This window comes from Bacteriovorax sp. PP10, from assembly GCF_035013165.1.
Classification (GTDB): Bacteria; Bdellovibrionota; Bacteriovoracia; order Bacteriovoracales; family Bacteriovoracaceae; genus Bacteriovorax; species Bacteriovorax antarcticus.
Map to the genome: position 1 here is coordinate 847763 of NZ_JAYGJQ010000001.1, position 24286 is coordinate 872048.

The window sequence follows — 24286 nt, forward strand, 5'->3', positions numbered from 1 at the left end:
TGTCTATAAAATTTGGTAAAATGGGTCTCAATAATAAACCTAGGGGTGGTCATCGTTTTGGCCTGAGAAATACCCTTAAACCTGACCAGGGTAATGCCTGCGTAGGAAAGGAAAACATGACTATTATCACGCGCACTGTAGCTTCTTTTAAATCTATTACCATTTTTGAAATCGTTTTGACGTTAGTGCTCGCTGTGGCATTGGGTGTCGCATTCTGGGGATGGACTTTTGTTTATGACCTTGCGAAACCTTTTTTAAAAGTCGCGGGCCTTAGTTATTTAGTCGCAGGATTCTGGATACTATCTGCTGTCTTAGTGCCCTACATTGTAAGAAAACCAGGAATCGCCATCATTGCTTCTGTCATGGCCGCCTTCATTGAAAGCTTGTTAACTCATTGGGGATTGATGTCACTGTTATGGGGACTAGTACAAGGCCTTGGTTGTGAAATTATCTTTTTCATTTTTCTTTACCGCAAATGGAATTTACCAGTACTGATGGTGGCCTCTGCGCTTTCAGCATTATTTAGTTATGCACTTGATTATTATCTGTACGACTATGGAGCTTTAAATTTAGGTTTCAATGTTCTGCAATTGTCGTCGTTTATTATTTCTTCGATTATTTTCGCTGGAGTTTTCAGTTATTTACTGGGGAAACGATTAGTACGTTTAGGAATTCTAGATCAGTTCTTAATCGGTAAAGATCAAGATGTATAAATTAAATCCTTTTTCTTATTCATACGGAAAAAGTGGAAAAGCTAAAAATATATTCTTAGAAAAACCGCTGACGTTTGATAAAAACGAAATGATCGCCATTGTTGGCCCTTCAGGTGGAGGAAAGTCGACTCTACTAAAAGTATTAAAAGGAATTATTCCTGAATACTCGAGTGGAGAGTTGGTGGGAACTGTGGAATTTCACGGAAAACCATTAAGTGGTGTTCATTTTCAGGAGAATCTACAGAAAATTCTTTATCTCTTCCAAAATCCTTTTAGTCAGCTTATTTATCCGACTCCAGAAGAAGAGTTTTTATTTTCGATGGAGAATTTCAATTTCACCCGCGAAGAGATGAATGCTTCGAAAGAGAAATTTGAAAAGTTATTTAATCTCAACAATATTTGGGGCAAACAAAATGCTCAACTCTCTAATGGTGAATGCCAGAAGTTAGTACTAGCTTCGCTATTGGCGATTAACCCGGAAGTTTTACTTTTAGATGAGCCAACTGCATTTTTAGATCCCAAAGCTCGCGCTGAGTTTTATCATTTTTTAAATTCGATCAAAGGTGACCGTCTGGTTATTATTGTTGACCACCATGTTGAAGAAATTAAAGATCTGGTTACCAGAGTTCTGGAAGTATCGATTGATGGAAAGATTGCTGAAAGATCTGACTTGAATTTTTCAGAAGTTAAACCAATTGAGAATGTTAACTTAGCAGAAGTGGCGATTCCTCATTTTAAAGACCTTTTATTAAAAGTCTCGCATGTTTCTTTTTCTTACGCTAAAAATACGAGTCTATTAAATAATCTTAACGTTCAATTTAAGGCCGGAGAAATCATCGCCATAAAGGGAAGAAATGGAATGGGGAAGAGTACCCTATTTAAACTTCTGGCCGGCATTATTGATCCAAGCTCTGGTGAAGTGACTTTAGAAGTAGGAAAAAAGAAATTTAGAAATAAAAAGATCTTTTCCAACGTAGGATTTATTTTTCAAAATCCAGAGTCACATTTTTTCTACGATACGATTGCAGAAGAATTAAAACAAAGTTTTAAACATATCAGCTCACCTGAGTTGAAAGAAGAACTCTTAAAGCGCTTCTTTCATGAAATCAACCTGGATAAATCTCCTTTTCTTCTTTCAGAAGGAGAAAAAAGAAGACTTTCTATTTTGATGACTGTTTTTCTAGGAAAGAGCTTGCTCCTTTTCGATGAACCTACATTTGGTCAGGATCAAAGATCTATTTTAGAAATCTCTCAGCTCATGAAAGAATTGAAAAAACTGGGACTGATTCAGCTTTTCATTTCCCACGATGATCAATTTATTAAAAAAACTGCCGATCGCGTTTTTGTTTTAGAGTCAGGGAGTTTGAATGAAATTTCTTGAGACTAAAAAAGAATTTATTCACTCATGGTACTTGCTGATTATGAGTATGTTCGGGCTCGTTTTTTTATTGGCTTCGAAGACATTGCCGCTCAACTTCCTTATGGTCGGCTTCCTATTATATCTTTATATAAAAAATGGACTTCCGACCAGAGTCCTGATTAAGCTCGCACTCTTTGCACTTATTTTTTCTTCAGTCTTTTTATTCTTAAATCTTTTATACCCAGGTGAGAAACTAAGAGTAGGAGAGCAACTCTACGTTGGTCATTTCACTTTTTATAAAGCGGCCTTAATGAATGGTCTGATTAATTTTTCGCGTTTATTTATGTTGTCTCTCGTTTCGATGTGCTCAACATACGCCATTATTTACACTAAAGTGATCCTCTACTTAATTATCCATAAAGGTCTTAAAGTGATTATGGGGTATCCACTTCTAATTGCCCTTAATTCAATTTTACTTTTTAAAGAAGAATTTGATCGCATCAGACTGTCGGCCCGCTTTAGAGGTTTGGGATGGTGGGATAGATTGTTTGTTTTATTTCCTCTTTTGGTATTTGCGATCAGGCATTCTCAACGTGGATCTTTATCGCTGGTAACCAGAGGTCTTAACCCGAACAAGAGTTTTTACTTCGGTTACGATATTGTGCCTAGCGACCGCAAATGGCTTCGTTCATTTTTTCTCATGTTTATCTGCATGGTGGCCATCGCGATTTATTTTCGATAGAATAAATCTATGACAATCACACAATTAGAATATGTTCTCGCCGTAGATAAATACCGTCACTTTGGAAAAGCTGCCAAAGCTTGCAATGTGACTCAACCAACTCTTAGTATGCAGCTCCAAAAAGCTGAAGAAGAAATGGGCGTCATTATTTTTGACCGCTCAAAAAATCCTATTCTTCCGACAGATGAAGGCACGCAAATTATCAATCAGGCACGCTTGGTGCTTCGTGAGTATAAAAAGATCTTCTCGATCATTGATGCCAATAAAGGTGAAGTGAGAGGAGAATTCAGACTTGCCGTTATTCCCACTCTTGCTCCTTACGTGATTCCGCTTTTTGCCGGAGACTTTGTTCAAAAGCATCCTAATGTGAATCTTACGATTGAAGAGTACAAGACTGAAGATATTATCGAACTGTTAGCTAAAGATGAAATCGATGCTGGGTTATTAGTCACACCTATTCAAGGTGAGAGTTTTATTGAACGTGTTTTATTTCATGAACCATTCTCAGTTTTTGCTTCTGAAGGGCATCACCTTTTAAAGAAAGCGAAAGTTAAGGATAAAGACTTGGATACATCTGATGTATGGCTTTTAAATGAAGGTCATTGCTTTAGACAGCAAGTTTTAAATCTTTGTAAGCTATCTCGCGACAACGGTCTTCACGACAATTTAAAGTTTGAAAGTGGAAATCTTGAAACATTGAAGAATATGGTTTTAAACAGCAGTGGATATACACTTCTGCCTCAATTGGCCGTGCTTAATTTATCTAAAGAAGAGATGAGTCACGTACGCGAATTCCAATCACCAATACCTACGAGAGAAGTCTCACTCGTACACAATCGCATATTTCTGAAAGAGAAGATTATCAGCGCACTGGAAGAATCAATTATTGAAAATCTTCCTGAGAGCTTAACTTCGATGAAGAAGAAAAATTACGAAATTATTTCTATTGATGCTTAGACAATTTACAGAATAAAAAAAGGGAGCCTAGGCTCCCTTTTTCATATTTACTGATTACAAAATGAATCAATTTCATTCTTAGCTTCGAACTTCTTAGCGGCATGATTGTAAATGAATGAACTCTTCCATGGGATACATGCAATGGGCTCACTAAAGTTTACATCACCAGGAGTCGCTACCAGAGGGATTTTCCCTGTCTTATAAATACATGTGTTGAATTGCAAACTGATGTTTTTAGCTTCGTTGTTATCAGCAAAAGCTGTTCCAGGTAAATCTGAAACATACAGAGTTGGTGATGTCGGTCTCTCTTTTGCGTACACTTTCTCAGTATCCTTCGCATAAGAGTTTTTTACTGTATTCCATCTATATGAACCATGACGTAACTCAGGAACACTGTTGTTGTACATTGGATCTTCGTCGATTGAGTCAATCGTCCATTCAGTATGTTTGTAGTCTACAGATTGACCGAATAAATCGCGTACGTAGTTGCTCGATTTGATAACTTCGCCATCATAGTTTTGTCCAGAATCAAAAATACATCCTTTGATCTGTTGAACGATTGCATAGTTTTCCAGGTCATCAATATTCTTAGTCGTGTAACTCATGAAGGCACTTGTTCCATGAGAAGGGGACTGATCAGCAAAGATAACGTGATAGTCATATGACTGAACTCTAAACTCTACCAGGTCACATGAATCAGTGGCCGCACAGTTAGTATTTTTAAAAACAATTTCCTTGGTCTTATCTTTTACAACTCCAGCGAAAGAGCTTGCACTAAGAGCACTGAAGGCAATCAGAGTTAAAATTCTTTTATTCATCATACGTGTCTCCTAATGGCCGCGGATTATTGTGAGGGGTATAAATACACTGTTTTGGGATTGATAGGGGATTTCGTGAAAAATGTACAAAATCTACAGGGGCATAAAGTTCTAAATACTTAAAATTGGACAAGTTCGACTATCCTTTTTAAGCTTTAACTATGAAATATTTATCAAGCATTTTAATTGGATTCTACTTAACAAGTGCGGGGGCCGCCTCTTTCTGCACAAACTACGAGTTGCCGAATAACTATCTAAAGATGAAGAGCGAAACAGAAAAAAGCATCGATGCTTTTGCTAACAATAAAGTCATCGCTGCTCAGGCCGATGGAATCTTATCAAAACTCATTACTGCTAAAAGCCCATTTGTAACCAGCTGGTACGCGAAGGGAAACTTTAAAGGTAAATCTGAAGAAGATGTGGCCAAGTCATGGCGCCAGTACTTTGCCAGAAGCTTTTTACTTATGAAGTATCCGCAAGGAGACGCAAAGATTGATGCTGAGATCGAAAAGCTGGTTGATGGTCTTCTTCAATCCAATTTTAATAAAAGCTTCAAAGATCAGATGAATAAAAATTTTAGTACGGCCAAAATACTTGCAGTACAAACGATTAATGAAATGAATCTTCCGCAAAATAAAGTGATCATCGCAAAGATTAACTCGATTAAACTTTACTGGCCGGAGCATTTAAAAACTGCCCGCAATAAAGCTATTCCACTTGATCTCATTGATTGGGGGATTGCTTATGACCCTCTCTCAAATGAAATCAATATCGGACTAAATTCTCTTTCATATTCTAATGATGAAACGATTATGGCCGTCTTTGCTCACGAGATTGGACATGCTTTTGATCCTTGCAGATGGGGAGCGTTTTTCGAAGGCCCATGGCCTTTTGAAAAGGTAGGACAATGTCTAAGGTCAAGTAGTAGTGTCGGCGCTAAAAAAAGAGACGACAGCAAACTTGAGGCCTTTGGTAAGGCAGGGAAGTTAACACCGGAATTAGTAGCAGCACTTAAAGCAAATCCAACATGTAATAAACAGGCCTATCCTCCTAAGGGAATTCAGGCAGATCAATTGCCAGAAACGTTTGCAGATTGGTTTTCAGCAGAAGTGATTTCACATTATAAAGAGCTGGATATTTCTAAGTTAAGGCCGGATTTGTGTGATGAGAGTACTTTAGTAGAAGGAAGTTCATATCCTACGAATCGTTTGAGACAAGAAAAGATTTATTACTCTCAGCCGAAATTGAAAAGTCTTTTAAAAGACTCCACCGAGAATAGCTACTGCGCTTTAAAATAAAAAAGGGAGTCTTTTAAAGACTCCCTTTCTGATTATGCTTTATTTTGAAAGAACCTGATAAACACTTTCTGCAAAGTAGGCGTCCGGGTAAAACTGATAAGTCCAAAAAGTACGATAATTTTTAATGACGGACTCATTGAGCTGATGATGATCGTTTTTATATTTTGTATATAGTGGATTAAGGATCATATCACGCAATTTATTTCGCCCTTCCACTAAGCTGTCAAAAAACGTCACTTGGTTCTGCATTTTACTAGCTTCAATTTTTTTAACTAAAGCATCCAGTTTGGCATGAACCAGGTAGCTTGCTCCCGCAAAATACATAAGCTCTGATCCACCAACCGTCAGGCGTTGCTCAGCATTTTTTGAAGGAGAAGGGATTTTAGCGACATTCATCACAGGATCATAATGAGTCATAACCTGAATCAGACGATTATAAACACTAAGCTTAGTCTTATCTGATGCTCTGATAATTTTATCAATGAGTAGATCTTTATTAATGGCCTTAATTAAATCAGCATTATTCATTTTTAAGTAAGGATCGATTAAATTATTAGCAGAGACAGAAATGCTGGCCAGCTCGCGCTTGTCGATTTTCGCCATCGCCGTCGCAGTCGTGTAAACCATATGCATTTCCTGGTTTTTCGTATCAAGCTTAAGCGACTGGTCGATAAAATTATCATTACCTGCTAGCTTCACTTCAAATGCGGCACCGGCAAGACGTGGGTTTAAAAGTAAAATAATCTCTTTATTCGTCGTCAGGACTTTCACCATCTCTTCTATGTCGCTACCAGCGAGCATTCGATCATCTTTATACTGAGAGTTGAAATAGACACTGACTATTTTTAAAATAAGACTATTGAACTTATTAACCAGTGGTAGATCCAGATTCAGGTTGGTCAGCTTACTTAAAGTTGAATTAATGAGTGAAGGTTTTCCAAATTCAACTTTCACCTTATGAAGAGTTACGCCAATGGCCTCGTCATTATAATAGATCGGAAGTTTATCTTCTTTTAACTGATCTTTGATTTGAGATAGTTTTCTCGGGTTAAGGGATAACTCCGCACTTAAAGAATATGAATCCTTAACAACTTTCCATTTTTGATCCCTAATCCAACTGAAGAGCACTTTCTTTTTTTCAATAGTACTGACTTTTAAATTCAATGTGATTCTTTTATCAGGAGTGACTTTTAGAGTTAAGTTATCCAATAAGGTATGACTTTGCTCTTGATCTATTAATAACTCTTTTTCATATTGAGCATTCTGCAACTTCAGCATGTTTTGGAAAAGGTGATTGGTGTATGTTTCCAGATAAAGAAAATTGATTGAAGCAATAAAATCAGCAGAGCTTTGATTGTAGTCCTGATAAATTCCGGAGAAAGCGGTATTATCCAGATCAGCAGCGCGATTTTCCAGAGAGTCGACGTAATTGCGCCCGCGAGCTCCTTCTCCGACACTAACTTCCAGGAATGTATTGTTGAGGTCTTTTGAAACATAAGGGGCAAGCCCCCATACTTGAAGAGTATTATCAGCTCCTTCAATCGAATCAAAAACAAGTTTTGGATCAAGCTTAATTTTGAAGAGCTTATCTACAGAATCGTATTTAAAAAGATCTGAAAAAAGAATTTGTCCTTTTTTCTTCATGTAAGCAGCACCCATGGCACTGGCCGGATTCATCTTAATATCAAAGTCCATTGATTTTACAATCGTGTCAGATGAAGGTTTACTGGCCACACTTCCATAGAGGTCTTTGACGCCTTTTAAGTAATCCGATAAATCTTTAATTCTTCTTTCTCTGATTTTTTCAGGAGTATCATTAAGTTCCTGAGTATCATAATTCATTGCCGCTAGGGTCTGGCTTAAATAAACTTTTATGAAGTCTAAAAAGAACTGCTGGTTTTTAGAGCTACGACTAAATTGTAATTTCTTTTCTCCATCGAATAACTTGATAGACTTCGGATCAATTCCAAGCCATCCATCCTTACCCAGATTTGTCTCCACGACGATTTCAAAAGGAATTCCATCGCTATCCCAGCTTTTGTTTTTATCAACTTTTTTCCCGACAAAACTAGAATCGATTTGACCTAAGAGGTAATTCAGGTCCAGATTCAATTTACCTCTAAGAATAATTCCTGGAAGATTCGGAGCTAGAACGAAATTTGCTTCTTTAACATAGTATTGGCCATCATCTTCAGTATCGCGAAGGAAATTCATCGATGAGTTAAGAAGGTCCTGACTAATTCTTTTGGTAATGATTGGCAGGTTTTTATTTTTTAGATCGGCATCACTGCGAATGGCATTATCAATGCTCAATCGACGATCAAGATCTGTCATGAAAAAGCGGGCGCGGCCTTTTTCATTTTCAATGAAGTTAAGGTACTCGTTTTCCGGGTCTGCCTGAAAGAGTTGATTTTCAGCGACTAAAACATTACGACCTCCAATACGAAGGTCATTTTTAAAGTTTTCAATTTCTTTTTGATAACGAGGCGCAAGTTTTGTGACAGTGATTTTTTCACTAATTAAAATTTGCTCAAAATAAGCAACCAGCTCTGCTCCTGTCTTAGCGTAATTAGAATAAATTTTATAAAGTTCATTTCTAATTTCCAGAATAGTTTTGTCATCATTGTTAACGTCTGCAATCTGTTGAGTGACCCAACGATCAGAGGGTTTTCCAATTCCAGCAATAAGTCTAAAAACCGCATAATCTTTAGTACCACTTAGAAGATCAGGTCCAAAATACCAAAGTCTTAGGTTTTCAATTTCATCATACATTTTGAGCTGTGAAAAATAGCCAGTATTGAGTTTGACCGCAATTGTTCGCATCGTCGGATTAATGACAAAGCCATCGGTTTCAACAACCTGTTTCATCATCATCATTGAATCAGTATTTTGTGGTAGCGCAGAGCTTGCCTGATTGTACACGTAACGAATCAAATCAGAATTGGCCATGATGGTCTGAATGAAACTTCCTACTACAGAGAAAGCGTTTAGATAGTCATCGCCATTAATTTTAAAACGATGAAATTTAATTCTAAAATAACGAGTTTGTGAAAGTTCTTTGGCCTCAGGGAAACTGATGGCAAGTTCAAAAACATGATTTTCTGCTCCCGCTGTACCTGCTGGAAGAGGAATACCAAAATTAAAAAGTTTTTCGAGCGGGTAGTTAACTACGCCTTTGATTGATAAAATTCTGGTTAGAGGGTCAATGCGGACGTATTCTATTTTTCTTAGAACTTCCTTAGGGCCGGCCAGCTTTTGAACTTCTCTCTCGATCGTTTTAAAGGGTATTCCAACGTTCACCAGCACTTCATCTGTCTGAGCATATTGAGCAGGCAAGCGCTTCTCTGTATGGCCACAACTGGCAGCAATACTAAGAATAAATGACAAAATAATTAAGTTCGCGATGACTCTTTTCATGTGATTACCTCACATTCTTTATCGGGATCAATTAAGTCTTTATTAGTAATGAAAAGGTTTAGTCAGGCATTTGAAGATAATTTTTTCTTTATCTATCAAAAGAAAACGCTTTAAAGCGACATCATCCTTAGTGGAATGCCTGTGAAGCGCGATTTTCCAAAACCTAAAACAGGTATGAAAATGAAAGGGAGAAAGAAGATCCCTACAGTGTAGAAGAGTCCTTTATCAAAACACTGGGCCAGCTTAAAGCAGGTATAGGCGTGGGCCATAATATTGATGACTGGGACAAAATAGAAAAGAATAAATAGAACAGGTAAGTCTACGATTCTGACTAAGATATAGACGTTATAGAGCGGTATAAAAGCAGACCAACCAGGGTAACCAGCTTTTTCAAATACTTTCCAAAGACCAAGCAGGTTAGTAATAAAAATTAAGAAATATAGAAAATAGGTCACAGGTATATCCAATTATTAAAAAGGGAGCCGAAGCTCCCTTTTACTACATTTTTTCTGGAGGAGTAATACCTAAAAGATATAATCCTGTTTTTAACGTGTCACCAAATGCCTGAAGCAGGCTTAAGCGAGCTGCACGTAAATCTTCAGTCTCTGCCTTCATAACAGAAACTTCAGTGTAGAAGCGGTTATAGGCCTTACAAGTAAAGAACAGGTGATTAGCAATCGTAGAAGGACGGTAGTTGTCACATGCATTGATTGTCACTTTATTGAAGTCGTATAAGTGTCTCATTAAGTCACGTTCTGATTCATGAGTTAAAAGATCCAGGTGTTCCAGACTTCCTTTTAATCCTTGCTCAGTCGCTTTTCTTAAAATCGATTGCGTACGAGCGTAACTGTACATTAAGTACGGCCCTGAGTTTCCTTCGAACGAAACCCATTCTTTCGGGTCAAAAACGATTTCTTTATTTGGGTCTGCTTGAAGCATTCCGTATTTAATCGCTCCAACAGCAAGCTTATGAGCAGTGTCTTCTCTTTGTTCTTTCGACCATTCAGTACTGTATTTTTCAAGATACGTATTGATCTCTGCGACAACCAAATCGATCAGTTGGAAGAAAGTAAAAGAGTTACCAGAACGTGATGACATTTTTCCGTCAGGACGAACAACCATCCCGTAAGATAAGTGGTAACACTGAGAAGCTTGTGGGAATCCCATTTTTTCCAGAGCGTAGAATAATTGTTTGAAGTGGAAGTTTTGTTCACTCCCAACAACGTAGATAGATCTATCGATGTCGAAGTCGTTGAACTTAACTTTTGCCAGGGCAAGATCTTTTGTAATGTACGGAGTTGTTCCATTTGATTTTCTTGCCATGAAGAAGCCAAGCTTCTTGTCTGTCATATCAAAACCAACGGCGCCGTTATCGACAACGAATAACCCTTTTTTCATATATTCATCAACGATGGCCTGAGAAGCTTCGCTTACTTCAGACTCGTAGAAGAAGTGATCAAATTTCACGTCTAACCATTTATAGATTCTGTTGAAATCATCTAAGCAGTACTGACGAGTCACTTTCCATGTCTCGTAATACTTTCCAGATTTGCTTTCGATTGCTTTTAAGATCGTGCCAACTTCTGCTTTATAAGTTTCAAAAATTGTCGTGCCGTTTTCTTTATCTGCAGCTTCAGCATCTTTAAGTTTATTGTTAGCTTCAACATAACGTTGTCCAAGCCATTCAGCTTTGTTTGTCTGCTCTTCAATTTTATCAGTTCCAGTGTAGTGCTCTACACCCCAAAGACATTTTGCAATGTGAGTTCCTTCATCACCGATGTAGTTAGCACCGATAACTTTATAACCGTTGTAAGTGAAGATACGGCAAATGCTGTCTCCAAGACAAACGTTACGTCCGTGACCAACGTGAAACTCTTTGTGAGTGTTAGGTTGAGAAAACTCGATCATAACTTTTGTTTTGTTGTGATCAGGGTTTGATTTTAGAATATTAAATCCTGAACCGTTCACCAAAGTTGGAACAAGAGCTTTCGCTACTTCTTTTTGGTTCGTGAAGATGTTTAGGAAGGCACCTTTTAAAACGATAGATTCAACCCATGGGTTTTTCTCTTCATCTAAAAGTCTTTTTAATTCAGTTGCTACTTCATTAGGATTTTTCTTAATAGCTTTAGCAAATCGAAAACATGGAAGAGCGTAGTCTCCTAATGCTTTTTCTGGTGGCTGCTCAAGTGTTTTAAAAAAGTCGACAACAGTTAGCTCAGCAGGAATTGCTGGTTCAATTGTTTGTAGTGCTTTAAATAGCGAAGTTGCTAGTGAGCATTTTGCGGGGTCGTAAGAAAAATTTGCTAGTTGATTCACAACTATGTCTCCTAAAGAAAATTTAAAAACTATAGTACATTAACTTTTGATTGAAGTGATTGAGCGATAAAGCAGTTCTTGTGAGCTTTCTCATGAAGACTTTTTAATTGCTCTTCAGAAGGTCTCTTGTCACCGCTGTAGCTGATTTCTGGAGTCAGGTTGATCTCTGTCACGCTGATTCTTCCTTCAGCATTTTTTCCAAGGATAGCTTCTGCTTTACAAGTATAGCTCTCAACAACGTAACCACTCTTTGAAGCGATAGCAAGAAACGTCAGCATGTGACAGCTTGCCAGTGCACTTGCCAGAAGTTCTTCTGGGTTACTCATATCAGAGTTTCCCAAATACTCAGGCGAAGCAGAGTTCTTTAGAGTCTGGTTACCACTGAACGAAATAGTGTGATTGCGATTGTATTTTTCGTACGAAAAATCTTCGCTCTCTTTTTTCCATTCAAGATTGATAACATATGAACTCATTATTCTTTTACCTTGTACTCAGCTTCAATTGTTGATCCGCTGAAACCTTGATCGTAACGTTGAGGTGAACTCATACGTTTTGTAATAATAAATTTTTCAGATGATTCACCACCAAGAGCGATTAACCACGAGAAGACTACTAAAACAGGATTCGTATTCCAGTATGACACGGTTGCAAGACACGCGACTAAAATTCTTGGAGCGATAAAAAATCCTGCCCACCAAAGAAGGCCTCCGAATTCGATTGTACTTGCTAACAGTCCTGATACCAACAGAGTTAAACGTGGGAAGAGTGCAATTGAAAATAAAAATATCCAACCATGTTTATCGAAGTAATCGTATCGACCAAATTCAACATTTGTATAGTTATACATAAGTGTTGATGCGATTGATATTGCTAGGAAAATGAAGGCTATTTTAAAAAGTGTTTTCATAAAAATACCATACCAAAACGCATGACAATAATAAATTAAAAAGAAGCACCCTTGACGAATTTCAGGGTGACCTCACCTTATATTTATGAAAACAACACATACAATTACGAGCGAACAATTTTTACCAACCCTAGTGCTTAAAAACACCGTGCTTTTCCCAGATGTTGCACTTCCAGTGTTAGTCTCAAAGCCGGTCGGATTGAACGCACTTCATCGCGCCATTGACAATGACAAGGAGAGACGTTTTGTCGCTCTGTCACTGAAAGAGGGCGCAGAAATCGACAATATCAAGTCTTCTGACTTTTATACAGTCGGGACTCTTTGTATTGTGGAACGCATTGAGAAGAACGAGAAAGGTGAGTCTATCGCCTACGTTAGATCAGTCGAGCGTTTTCAAGCTAAATCTATTCAGTTTGAATCGGCCTTCAATTCATGGGCGGCGCAAGGAGAGATCGTCCCCGACATTATCGACCTCGACGGACCGACAGAGAAGGCACTTCTTACATCGTTAAAAGAAGTTTCAAGAGAAATCTTAGCTTCGATCAACGCGACAGAGACTTTCAAGAGAACATTAGAAGAATTTAAAGACGCTGGTCTTTTTACCAATGTTGTCGCCCAACATTTACCGTTAATCATTTCTAAAAAACAGGAAATTTTAGAACTTGCTTCCATTAAAAATCGTTCATTAAAAGTATTAGAACTTTTAGTCGAACAAAGAGAGATGATTAAAGTTAACAATGAAATGGGATTAAAAATTTCAGAAAAAACCAGTAAAGCTTACCGTGAATCCATTTTACGTGAGCAGCTGAGAACAATTAAAGAAGAGTTGGGAGAAATTAACTCTGATACTAATGAAGCTGGTGAGAAAAAATCGCTTAAAGATAGAATCATGGATGCCCACCTTCCAAAAGAGATAGAGAAGGTTGCTCTTGAGCAGGCCAATCGTTATGAAACAATGGGGCAACAAAATGCTGAGTCTCATGTAATCAAAAATTACGTTGAACTTATTTTATCTCTTCCTTGGAATGAAGAATCGAAAACAGAGCTGGATTTAGATTTAGCTCAGAAAGTTTTAGATGAAGAGCACTTTGGTTTGGAAAAAATCAAAAAGCACATCGTTCAACACTTAGCCGTTATGAAGCTTTCTCCGAATAAAAAAGGATCGATTCTCTTATTCGTTGGCCCTCCCGGAGTTGGTAAAACTTCTCTAGGACAAAGTATTGCAAAAGCTTTAGGCAGAAAATTCGTCCGCGCTTCACTTGGTGGAGTAAGAGATGATTCAGACGTCAGAGGTCACCGCAGAACATATGTGGGAGCAATGCCAGGGCGAATTATCGAAGGGATTAAACGTGCTAAAGAAAACAATCCAGTTTTCATGCTGGATGAGATTGATAAATTAGGTAGAGGTTACGGAGGCGATCCGGCCGCAGCACTTTTAGAAGTACTGGATCCGGAACAAAATTCAACTTTTACCGATCAGTATCTAGATTTACCTTTTGATTTATCGAAAGTGTTTTTCGTAGCTACTGCAAACTCACTTGATACGATTCCACATCCTTTACTGGATAGAATGGAGATCATTCAATTGAGTGGGTACACAAGTGACGAAAAACTTCACATCGCTAAAAACCATCTTCTTCCAAAACAATTGAAAGAGCATGGGTTAACAACTGATAGAGTTGAAGTGAACGATGCAGTCCTAAAAAGTGTTATTGCTGACTATACAAGAGAAGCAGGGGTGCGTGATTTACAAAGAAAGATCGCCAAACTTCTTCGCAGTGTGAGTGAGAAGGTTGTGAAAAATGCCGATCAGGCAAAAATCGTGATCGATAACATAATTGTAGAAGATGTTTTAGGAATTGAAAAAAATACTTATGAACTTGCTCAGGCAACTGCCACTCCAGGAGTTGTGACAGGTCTTGCTTGGACGCCAGTTGGTGGTGACATCCTTTTCATTGAAAGTGCGATGATGCCAGGAACGGGAAAAATTCAGCTGACAGGTAAGTTGGGTGAGGTCATGAGTGAATCGGCACATATTGGTTTAAGTTTAGTGAGATCAAAATTATCTAAACTTGTCCCAGGTTTCGATTTTTCTAAAACAGACTTCCATGTGCACGTACCAAGTGGATCAATTCCAAAAGATGGGCCGAGTGCGGGGATCACAATCTTCACAGCACTATGTTCATTAGTCTTAGGGAAAGTGGTTGATCCAAAACTTGCGATGACAGGTGAGATTACTCTGAGAGGAGCGGTCATGCCGGTTGGTGGTGTAAAAGAAAAATTAATTGCAGCTCACAGAGCGGGAATTAAGAAGATCATCATGTCGAAGCGAAATGAGAAAGACTTGAAAGAAGTTCCAGCTGTTGTCAAAAACGAGATGGAGTTCTTCTTCGTAGAAAATATTAACGAGCTAATGATGGCCGTATTCGGAAAGATGTCTCCCCCACATTTTTACGAATCACTACTGGGACCTCCCTATGTGGAAGATTTCGGTATGAAAAACGAAAACGGTTTCTGATAGAAGCGAGTAAGCACTGATCGATAGATCAGTGCTTTTCTGCGAGAAGAAATTTTCTTTGCTTTAAAAGCTACTGTAAGCGCTAATAAAAAACTTACCGAAAGATTTAAAAATCCAATCACTAAAATTCCAATAGCAGCACGGATAAATTCAGGTGAACTAAGTGCTTCGAACCCTAAAGTAGGGATGGCAGCGGCCAGAGCACCAGTTGAAAGTGTAACGTGACGAGCTTCAAGCGGGATACCGACAAACTTTAAAATGACGGGAACAAATCCTAAGAAAAATCCTAGTGAGATGTTACCTGCAATTCCTGTAATCCCATGATCCAGAAAGTGCGCAAGTTTTTTTGCACCATCTTCAGAAATAACAGTCTTGATTTTTTTGTTATTAGTGATCAGGTAGCTTATTTGATTAAATGAATACCAATTGTCTGCCCAACCAGCAATAACACTCGAAAGCCATAATAAAAATCCAGTGAAGACCGCATAAATAACACTAGGTCCTAAAATATCTGTTGAATGAATAGTGTAGTGTGCAGCTTCTTCTGTAAAAGTCCAATGACCATTAAGATAGAAGTAAATAACGTTCACTACAAGAACGGCAGGAATGACGGCAACAAGGTTACCGAATACTGCTGCAATTTGTGTTCTTGTTAAAAGTACAATCTCATCTGTCAGCGCTTCAATCCCTTCACGATTTTCTGAGATTTCAAGTTTTCTAGCGAGTGCCGAAGCTGTTGCGGCCGGCTGTTTAGTCGCCAGCGTATAACCACCAAACTGAATCAGAAGGAAACTTCCCGCGTAGTTTAACGTCGAGAAAGCACCGTAGAAAAATTGATTTAGTGATAATGTCCCTAAAAAGTTTTTTATGAATACAGTGAAGGCAGTTAAGATACCACCACCCATTGCTGAGCTTACCATGTGCCAGTATTCTGTTTTATCCTTGGCAATGTAGTGTTCACCTGTCTGGGAATTGTTTTCAACAATCTTTTGAGCAAGTAAAGTCGCGTTGTTTGAGAAAATCCCCATCGCATGTCTTTGAGTAAGATTTTGCTCAACAAGTTCCGCAACAAAATAAGAAATTTTTGTTTTTGTCAGATGACCAGAATTAACGATTTCTAAAAGAGCAAAAGTTCTCTTTAAGAACAGCTTCATTCTCTCTAGTTGAAATACTAAATGTGTGCTAACTCCAAAACGATCAAGGTGAACATAAACTTCAGCGATGGCCGCCTCTGTTTCATGTAACAGCTCAATTAGCTCTTCCATTAACTTATTGGCAAGTTCAGTTTGAGCAGGATCATTTTTTGTTTTTAAATAAAGGTTTAGTTTTCCTGATAAGTAGAAAAAAGGAAGTGACTTCATTTTCTTATGAGGAATGCGCTTTCTAATTCCGGGTCCAAGTCCAATCGCTACGATCTGAGAAATCAAATAAATCAGCGAGTCTTCCATATCACTCTTTAAGTGGGGATAATCATCCTGATCACCAAAGAGCTCTGTGAACTTATTTAAAGTCGCTTCATCCAGAGATTTTAACCAATGGACGTCAGATTCATCAGGAAATAATGTAATCATCAATTCACTTAACTGATGGCCGATGGGTTTTTTGGGAAGAATCTTGCTGGTTATTTTATCAACTAACTCACCAATCAGACCGATCTGAGAAGGAAGTCCAACCTCACAAAAGAATTCAGTCGAAGTGAGCTCTTGAAGGGTGTTGGTTAAAAGCGCTTGAACTTTATTTCTAGTCTCTGGACTGCGATCCATAACCATAAAAAGATATTTAATTTTTGTTGCTGGAATTTTTTCTGATTCGGTTTCGAAGAGATCTGTGGCCCTGATCCATCGGATTAATTTCTGAATCCATTCGATGCGAGCTTCTAGAGGAGCTTCTGGAGTGACTGCGGCCAGTATGATGTCGAGCGAAGTTTTTTTATTTTCGTCGACTTCATACTGTTTATAATTTTTGAAAATGGCGATAATTCTATTAAATAACATGGGGCTAAGTTTACCCCAAAAATTATTTCATAACTAGAGTTTTAATTCCTACAGCGCCAATTACCATTACGCGGTTAGTTTTAATTTGAATTTCTTTAATAGTTTTACCGGCCTTGAATAGACCCCATCCTGATTTGTCCTGCGCCAATTGGATTTCGTAAGTTTTTCTCTCACCACTTACACCACTGTACAGTGTATCAACAACAACCATTCCACCTTGTTCAAGATCGAAGTTATCACTCTTTAATTTCATAACAACGTATTTATCTCTTTGTTCTAAAATCATTCCCGTATCCATAAGAACTTTTGGATCTAGTTCAGTACGACGAGTTTTCTTTCCATTCTCATAAACGTCTTTGTAGAAGTGTTCAATTCCACGACCATCTTTCGAATCAATAACCAGCTGGTATGAAGTCTTTGTATTGTCATCACTAGAAACAGTGGCAACGACTTTCTCAGAAGCTTTCGCCACGTTGAAAATTGAAACCATCATAATGACCGTGAAGACCGCAGAAGAAGATATTAATGATTTTACGTTCATGTTCGTAACTCCCTTTCAAAAAACATTTTGATGCTGCTACTTGTGCAGGTGCAGTGCCAAAATTATTAGTAGATTTAGAGTTATTATGACACCAATTTGGTCAATTATTAGGGTCTCATGGCCACCATGTAAAAAATGCCATAGTGTTATGTTGACTTATTTGACAGTGAACGAGGTGTAGGTATGACAAGCATTCGTAATTCAATTCAAATCAATAGAAGGATCATGATCTTCATTGGGATAATGCTCGCAATAATTCTTGTACTACTAACTAAGTTTTACTTTAGTCAGCGCTCAGAAAATCGTGCTCTAAGACTTAAAATCATCTCAATGAGTGAGAATAAAAGAACCCCGAAATCATGGTCTCAGCTAACAACCAGAACTCAAACAACAACTTCAACGACTCCTGCTGTTGCGGCCACACCAGCTCCAGTAGCTACTCCTGCAGCCCAAACACCACAGGCACCACCAGCTGCTGCTAATAATGAACCTCTCGCTAATGTTGATACTGTCGATCTGGCCATTAAACTCGACGCTCAAATGAAGCGACCAAGAAATCTCGATCTCAATACAATTGAAAACAATATAGCGATTGCAGATGAAATTATCTCACGTGAACCTGATAGCTACAGTGCTTACAAAGCAAAACTTATTTCACTATTGGTTAAAGAAGGAAAATTTAAGCAACCCATTGATGAAGTTGAAGTGGAAGGTCTATTGGAAAATATGGCCCAGTTTAATATCAGTAGCGATAAACTCGCTCGCCGTGAATCCGCTTTAATTGGAAACACTAATAGCGAAGTGCAAACAGTTGAACTGCAACTTGAAGAACTCGCTCGCAGCCGTGAAACAATTGAATCCCAATTAAGTTCTTATGATGCTGACTCACCAGAGCTTGCTCAATTGAATGCTCAAATCCAGGAGCTTGATAGTCGTGAAGCACAATTGTTAGGAAATATTGACAATCTTCAAGACTCTCTTGCAAATAACACTGCTCAATTAACGAATGAAGACGTAGTTGAAATTCCTTTCATGCGCATGATGGCCAAAAATGATTATGATGGTGTGATTGATAATGCTCAAAGTTTTATTGAGCAATTCCCAAATTCTCCAAACGGTTATTTCTACATGGTGAGAGCTCTAGAGCTACAAGGTCAAAAGGATCAAGCACGTTCAGTGATTCAAAATGCTCAACTGCCTCAGGATGTTCAGGCGAGCTTACTTCAAAGACTCGACAATGAAGGGTCACAAAACCCTCAAAGTTACTGGCAAAAATTAAGTTTTTAGTTTTCCCTTGAGTTTTTAATTATTAGTAGCAGAATTGATTATTATTTCCCAATCAACGGATGAAAAATGATCAAATCGACATTTCTTCTATTAACTATTATGGCGGTCAATCTTATGGCAGCAGAACCTCAAGCTCCAATCGCAGAAAAAATTCCTACAAAACTTAAAAAGCACGGCGACACTCGCATCGATAACTATTTCTGGATGAGACAGAAAAATGAAAAAGTGATCAATTATCTGAAAGCTGAGAATACTTATACCGAAGAGGTGATGAAGGATACAAAAGATCTTCAAACCAAACTCTATGAAGAAATGAAAGGAAGAATCAAAGAAGAAGATGAGACTGTTCCTTATAAAGACGGTGGATATCTTTATTACTCAAGAACTCAAAAAGGTGATGAGTATAGTATCTATTGCAGAAAGAAAGATGTGGCAGGATCATTTGAGCAAATTCTATTAAACGTAAATCAAATGGCAACCGGCCTTGATTTCATTCGCGTGACTTTTCCTAAGTTCCACCCGAATGAGCAGTTGTTTGCTTACGCTGTCGACACAAAAGGTGACAGAGTTTTTACAATTTATTTTAAAGATATGAATACGGGACTAGTTCTTGATCAAAAGATTGAAAACGTAACCAGCAACTTTACATGGGCGATGAGTGGAAAGGTTCTGTTCTATGCTAAACATGATCCAAAGACTCTAAGAGCAGATAGAATTTATAAATACGATCTTGATACGGGCAAACATAAATTAGTCTATAACGAAAAAGACGAAAAATTTGAGGCCATGGTTTATAAAACTCAGGCCGAAAAGTATATCTTCATTTCAAGTGACAGTACTTTATCTTCAGAAGTTCACTATATTCCTGCTGATCAACCGAATGCTAAATTTAAACTGATTGCTAAAAGAGAAAAGAATCATGAGTACAGTGTTATTGATGGTGTAGATCGCTTTTATATTCGCACGAATTGGAATGCTAAAAATTTTCGTATTATGGAAACAACTCTAAAGAATCCTGCTAAGAAAAACTGGACTGAAGCTATTCCACACCGTGCAGACACTTATGTTGAAGGACTAGATGTTTTTAAAGACTACATCGTTTTAAGTGAACGCAATAATGGTTTAACAAAAATCAATGTCCTTAAAAAAGGAGAGAAGTCCGGAACTTATATTAGTTTTCCTGATCCTGCTTATACAGTCAGTGTGGATGACAACGCTGAATACGATACAACAAAGGTTCGTTACACATTCTTATCAATGAATAGACCTTATTCAGTATTTGATTTTGATATCCTAAAAAATGAATCGAAGCTTTTAAAGGAAAAAGAAGTTCCAGGTTACAAATCTTCAGACTACACATCTGAGCGCGTGTTTGCGACAGCAACTGATGGAACAAAGATTCCGGTTTCACTGGTTTATAAAAATGGAACAAAGAAAGATGGATCAGCTCCATTATTCGTCTACGGTTACGGTTCATATGGAATAAGCACAGACCCATACTTTTCTCCTGTTCGAGTCAGTCTTCTTGACCGCGGTTTTGTTTTTGCCATTATCCATGTTCGTGGAGGACAGGAAATGGGAAGAGCTTGGTACGATGACGGAAAATTCTTTAAGAAGAAAAATTCTTTCACAGATTTCATTGCTGGAACTGAGTATTTATTAAAAGAGAAATACGGTAACCCTAAAAAGGTGTTCGCCAATGGTGGAAGTGCAGGTGGTTTATTAATGGGGGCAGTGATGAACATGCGCCCTGATCTTTATACTGGAATTATTGCAGATGTCCCTTTCGTTGATGTGGTTACAACCATGCTTGATAGTTCACTGCCATTAACAACTGGTGAATATGAAGAATGGGGAAATCCCAATAACAAAAAGTACTATGAGTACATGAAGAGTTATTCTCCATACGACAATGTCACTGCACAAGCTTATCCAAACCTTTTAGTGACGACTGGCCTTAATGACAGTCAGGTTCCTTTCTGGGAGCCGACAAAGTGGGTACAAAAGATTCGTGATCTAAGAACTGATAAAACGAAACTTCTTATGATGAAAGTTGAATTAGAAGTTGGTCACGGCGGAAAGAGTGGACGATTTGAATACCTTCATGAAGAAGCTCTTGCCTTTTCTTTTGTCTTAAAGCTAGCAGGAATTAATAAATGAATGTTTTTGAATTATCCCCAGCTATCCCACAATTGGCCTCAGGTGATATCAATGAGACTGAATCCTTTTTTAATGATTTCTTAGGATTTGATACTATTTCTAAAATGGTTGAACACAGTTTTCTCATGGTAAAGCGCGGGCCAGCTGAAATTCATTTTTGGCAGTCTGCTGATAGGGAATCAGCAATGAATATAGCGACTCAAAGTAGCTGCTATATCAGAGTGAAGAATATTACAGCGCTGTTTGAAGAATTAAAAGAAAGAGGGACAACGTTTAGGTATGAATTACAAAAGATGCCATGGGGCATGTATGAAATGCAGATTGATGATCCTTTTGGGAACGCCATTAGATTTGGTGAAATTATAAATTAAAAAAAGGCTTCCGGTAGGAAGCCTTTTTTTATGAAATAGATTTAATCGCTTTATCTAAAACAGGACCCATATACTTGCACATTCTCTCGACTTCAATCTCTAGATTCTTTTCAAACTTTAAATCAGTCGCATCTAAGAATTTTGTAAATGGCTGTTGTCCATATTTGCCAACCCTAAAATCATATCCATCCCAAGAACTAACTTCATCGTAAATTTCATCAATAAACGGTTTGGAAAAAGCAATTCTCTTTAACTTAGTTCCCGGAATTAAATCAGAGTGGAGTAAATGAATCGTAAGGTAAGTCTTCTTTTGCTTTTTAAGATTTAGATCGAGATACGATTCAATATGGACGCCTTTTTTATCTTCGTTCCACCAATGCTTTTTAAAGATATGAAAGGTAACACCTTCAGCATTTTTTTCATTTGGAAAAGCATGGACAGAGATTATCCATTTATCTTTTTTAAACCAGGTCTTTTTTGAAAGGTTTGTTTCAACTGCTTTAAAACGATCTTTAAGAGTTTGAGTCATATTCATTCCTTAAATTTACCATAATTCATAAAAAGGGAAAGCTTTTGATAATTTGTGTGATTTTTTCAATGACCCATAGCTAATTGCTTTTAGTAAGTTAAAAAGTTCGGCATAATAAAAATATACCTAATCGGAGAGTCCCGTGAATAACGAAGAAATTAAAAACGCTTTCAATCAATGCACTAGATTTTTTAACTCACATCGTTCGGTAAATTTAAAAGAAGAGTTTCTCTTTTTATCTGCCAACGTTTCCGATGATGAAATGACTGAGATGTATGGAAGCGGCAAATGCATTGAAGACTTTGAAAATGCAGTTGCTGATATTTTAGGTAAACCTAAAGGTGTCTTCATGATCAGTGGAACAATGGCCCAGCCAATTGCTCTTCGTATCTGGAGTGATAGGAAGAAAAATCCAAACTTTGGTATGCATCCATCAAGTCATCTAGAGCTCCATGAGCAGAAGGGCTATCTTTATCTACATAATTTAAATGGCCATTTGTTGGGCGAATTTCAGCGCATGTTAAGTTTAGACGATATTAAAAATTGTCCAACTAAACTGGCCGCAGTAATTATTGAACTCCCTCAAAGAGAATCAGGTGGAATCCTGCCCTCGTTTGAAGAGCTAATGGGAATTTCAAAATGGTGTAGAGCTCATGATGTTATTTTGCATCTGGATGGAGCGCGACTTTGGGAGTGTGGACCTTATTATAAAAAGAGTTATAAAGAAATTTGCTCTCTCTTTGATTCAGTTTATGTCTCTTTCTATAAAGGACTTGGCGCCATGGCAGGGGCCGTCCTTGCAGGCCCTGAAGATTTTATTCACGAAGCAAAAATATGGCAGAGAAGACAAGGTGGAAATCTTTATACTCTTGCTCCTTATATTATTTCAGCACGTGCCTCAATGGAAATGAGACTTGGGAGAATGGAAGCTTATTATGAGAAAGCAAAAGAAGTTGCTTCAATACTTTCTTCGTTTGATAAAATTAAAATTATTCCTGCCGTTCCACAAACAAATATGATGCATATATTTTTTCATGGCGATCTCGAAAAGTTTGAACAGGCATCAGCAAAAATTGCTCAAGAAGAAAAGATATGTATTTTTAGAAAACTCAGACCGACAGATGATACAAACATTGGGAAGTGGGAGTTGGCAGTCGGAGATGACTTAATGAATTTCTCAACTGAAGAAATTCATAGAATCTTTAACAAGATTATCAATTCATAAGTGATAGACAGTATTATTCTATTGGCATAAAATTTTCAGATTACTCGATCCCTCTCGTTTACTATGGAGATGATTCAATGGCATTAAAACTCTGTTCAACTGGTCTGGTTGTTGAAGAAAATTCTTCTTATAGCTTTGCAAGTTTACTAGACGCAATTTTAAGAGGTATCGGTCAGGTCTTCTTGCAAAATAACAGTTATGCAGGTTTACTTTTTTTAATCGGAATTTTTTACAATTCAATATTATTTGGATTTGCCGTCCTGGTAGGAACAATCGTCAGCACGATGACTGCTATTTCTTTTGGCGTTAATAAAGATCAAATTAGAGCAGGACTATTTGGATTTAACGGGGCCCTTGTTGGAATCGCACTTTTGTATTTTCTTCAACCTGAAAGCTTAACCTGGGCCTATGTTATTTTTGCTTCAGCATGTTCAACTGTTGCCATGGCCTCTGCTATTCGTTTGTTCGATGTCTGGAAAATGCCAACACTGACATCACCATTTGTTCTTACAACTTTATGTTTCCTACTGGCCTGCGCACGTTTTGGCAGACTTCATTCAACGCAAATACTACCGACGGCCGGATTGCCAATGGTCATCACAGTAGTAGATGGAGTGGTTAATTTTTCAACAGTAGTAGAAGGACTTTTTAAAGGTATAGCTCAAGTTTTTTTCCAAGAGAATGCAGTGACTGGTGGACTTTTTACTCTTGGACTCTTTATTAGTTCAAGACGTGCTGGTGTGATGGCCATATTAGGATCACTTATCGGATTAATGGTTGCATGGGGTCTTGGTGCTTCAGAGCCTGCGATTCGCTCAGGAGCTTTCGGTTTTAATTCAGCTCTTACCGCCATCGCTTTAGGAAGTACTTTGTTAGCGTTTAATACGGCCTCTGTTATTTATACTATGATCGCAGCAGTCGCGACAGTTATCGCATCTGCCGCACTATCAGCAGCACTACAACCTTTAGGAATGCCAGCACTGACATTACCTTTCGTCGTAACTGTCTGGTTATTTTTTCTGGGCAGCTCTTTATTCAATAAACTACGAAATTAATCGGTGCCAGCAGACTTGCGGTATAGCAGATGCACTACCACAAGTCTGCTGGCACCAATTATACCAATTATAATCGCC

Annotated in this window: 20 protein-coding genes and 1 riboswitch; of the genes, 11 read left to right on the top strand and 9 right to left on the bottom strand. The window is 37.9% G+C overall.

Going from position 1 to position 24286, the window contains the following annotated elements:
* Positions 1–31 precede the first annotated feature (31 nt).
* A riboswitch (TPP riboswitch) is annotated at positions 32–125 on the top strand.
* The 4 genes from SHI21_RS04155 to SHI21_RS04170 all read left to right on the top strand — a co-directional run bounded on the left by SHI21_RS04155 (position 117) and on the right by SHI21_RS04170 (position 3772).
* Complete coding sequence (locus tag SHI21_RS04155; RefSeq protein ID WP_323574880.1) at positions 117–713, top strand: ECF transporter S component; 597 nt, start codon at positions 117–119, stop codon at positions 711–713. It overlaps the preceding riboswitch by 9 nt.
* Entirely contained in the window at positions 706–2094 is a 1389-nt protein-coding gene (locus SHI21_RS04160) for an ABC transporter ATP-binding protein (protein ID WP_323574881.1), read from the top strand. Before SHI21_RS04155 ends, SHI21_RS04160 begins: the two co-directional genes overlap by 8 nt.
* Positions 2081–2815, top strand: coding sequence for an energy-coupling factor transporter transmembrane component T family protein (locus SHI21_RS04165; RefSeq protein WP_323574882.1), 735 nt, complete (start codon positions 2081–2083; stop codon positions 2813–2815). Before SHI21_RS04160 ends, SHI21_RS04165 begins: the two co-directional genes overlap by 14 nt.
* Positions 2816–2824: 9 nt before the next feature.
* Positions 2825–3772 (top strand): hydrogen peroxide-inducible genes activator, encoded by a 948-nt coding sequence (locus SHI21_RS04170; RefSeq protein ID WP_323574883.1) that lies wholly within the window; start codon positions 2825–2827, stop codon positions 3770–3772.
* 47 nt (positions 3773–3819) lie between these two features.
* Here SHI21_RS04170 and SHI21_RS04175 read toward each other — a convergent pair whose 3' ends face one another.
* Entirely contained in the window at positions 3820–4593 is a 774-nt protein-coding gene (locus SHI21_RS04175) for a hypothetical protein (protein WP_323574885.1), read from the bottom strand.
* Between the two features lie 158 nt (positions 4594–4751).
* On the opposite strand from SHI21_RS04175, the gene SHI21_RS04180 reads away from it, so the two are divergent.
* Positions 4752–5888, top strand: coding sequence for a hypothetical protein (locus tag SHI21_RS04180; protein ID WP_323574886.1), 1137 nt, complete (start codon positions 4752–4754; stop codon positions 5886–5888).
* A 39-nt stretch (positions 5889–5927) separates the two neighbouring features.
* Here SHI21_RS04180 and SHI21_RS04185 read toward each other — a convergent pair whose 3' ends face one another.
* The 5 genes from SHI21_RS04185 to SHI21_RS04205 form a co-directional block, all read right to left on the bottom strand.
* Positions 5928–9305 carry a hypothetical protein gene (locus SHI21_RS04185; RefSeq protein ID WP_323574888.1) on the bottom strand — a complete coding sequence of 1126 codons (3378 nt, stop codon included), beginning with the start codon at positions 9303–9305 and terminating at the stop codon, positions 5928–5930.
* A 110-nt stretch (positions 9306–9415) separates the two neighbouring features.
* Positions 9416–9760 carry a DUF5684 domain-containing protein gene (locus SHI21_RS04190; protein WP_323574889.1) on the bottom strand — a complete coding sequence of 115 codons (345 nt, stop codon included), beginning with the start codon at positions 9758–9760 and terminating at the stop codon, positions 9416–9418.
* A 43-nt stretch (positions 9761–9803) separates the two neighbouring features.
* Entirely contained in the window at positions 9804–11621 is a 1818-nt protein-coding gene (gene argS / locus SHI21_RS04195; RefSeq protein ID WP_323574890.1) for an arginine--tRNA ligase, read from the bottom strand.
* 29 nt (positions 11622–11650) lie between these two features.
* Entirely contained in the window at positions 11651–12094 is a 444-nt protein-coding gene (locus SHI21_RS04200; protein WP_323574891.1) for an OsmC family protein, read from the bottom strand.
* Positions 12094–12528: a hypothetical protein gene (locus SHI21_RS04205; RefSeq protein WP_323574892.1), complete on the bottom strand. Its 435-nt coding sequence runs from the start codon at positions 12526–12528 to the stop codon at positions 12094–12096. Before SHI21_RS04205 ends, SHI21_RS04200 begins: the two co-directional genes overlap by 1 nt.
* 85 nt (positions 12529–12613) lie before the next feature.
* Between SHI21_RS04205 and lon the strand changes: the two genes are divergently transcribed.
* Positions 12614–15046: an endopeptidase La gene (gene lon / locus SHI21_RS04210; RefSeq protein ID WP_323574894.1), complete on the top strand. Its 2433-nt coding sequence runs from the start codon at positions 12614–12616 to the stop codon at positions 15044–15046.
* Here lon and SHI21_RS04215 read toward each other — a convergent pair.
* Positions 15004–17040, bottom strand: a complete 2037-nt coding sequence (locus SHI21_RS04215; protein WP_323574895.1) for a site-specific recombinase — start codon at positions 17038–17040, stop codon at positions 15004–15006. The two genes, lon and SHI21_RS04215, sit on opposite strands and share 43 nt — an antisense overlap.
* A gap of 22 nt (positions 17041–17062) precedes the next feature.
* Entirely contained in the window at positions 17063–17581 is a 519-nt protein-coding gene (locus tag SHI21_RS04220; RefSeq protein WP_323574897.1) for a hypothetical protein, read from the bottom strand.
* A 183-nt stretch (positions 17582–17764) separates the two neighbouring features.
* Between SHI21_RS04220 and SHI21_RS04225 the strand changes: the two genes are divergently transcribed.
* From SHI21_RS04225 to SHI21_RS04235, 3 genes are all read left to right on the top strand, one after another.
* Positions 17765–18868, top strand: coding sequence for a tetratricopeptide repeat protein (locus tag SHI21_RS04225; protein ID WP_323574898.1), 1104 nt, complete (start codon positions 17765–17767; stop codon positions 18866–18868).
* A gap of 66 nt (positions 18869–18934) precedes the next feature.
* Positions 18935–21028 carry a S9 family peptidase gene (locus tag SHI21_RS04230; protein WP_323574899.1) on the top strand — a complete coding sequence of 698 codons (2094 nt, stop codon included), beginning with the start codon at positions 18935–18937 and terminating at the stop codon, positions 21026–21028.
* Complete coding sequence (locus SHI21_RS04235) at positions 21025–21399, top strand: bleomycin resistance protein (RefSeq protein WP_323574900.1); 375 nt, start codon at positions 21025–21027, stop codon at positions 21397–21399. The genes SHI21_RS04230 and SHI21_RS04235 overlap by 4 nt, the downstream gene beginning before the upstream one ends.
* Before the next feature lie 28 nt (positions 21400–21427).
* On the opposite strand, the gene SHI21_RS04240 is transcribed toward SHI21_RS04235, so the two are convergent.
* Entirely contained in the window at positions 21428–21928 is a 501-nt protein-coding gene (locus SHI21_RS04240; RefSeq protein WP_323574901.1) for a hypothetical protein, read from the bottom strand.
* Between the two features lie 142 nt (positions 21929–22070).
* On the opposite strand from SHI21_RS04240, the gene SHI21_RS04245 reads away from it, so the two are divergent.
* Entirely contained in the window at positions 22071–23153 is a 1083-nt protein-coding gene (locus SHI21_RS04245) for a threonine aldolase family protein (protein ID WP_323574902.1), read from the top strand.
* Between the two features lie 77 nt (positions 23154–23230).
* On the top strand, positions 23231–24208 hold the full coding sequence (locus SHI21_RS04250; protein WP_323574903.1) for an urea transporter: 978 nt from the start codon (positions 23231–23233) through the stop codon (positions 24206–24208).
* Positions 24209–24286 lie beyond the last annotated feature (78 nt).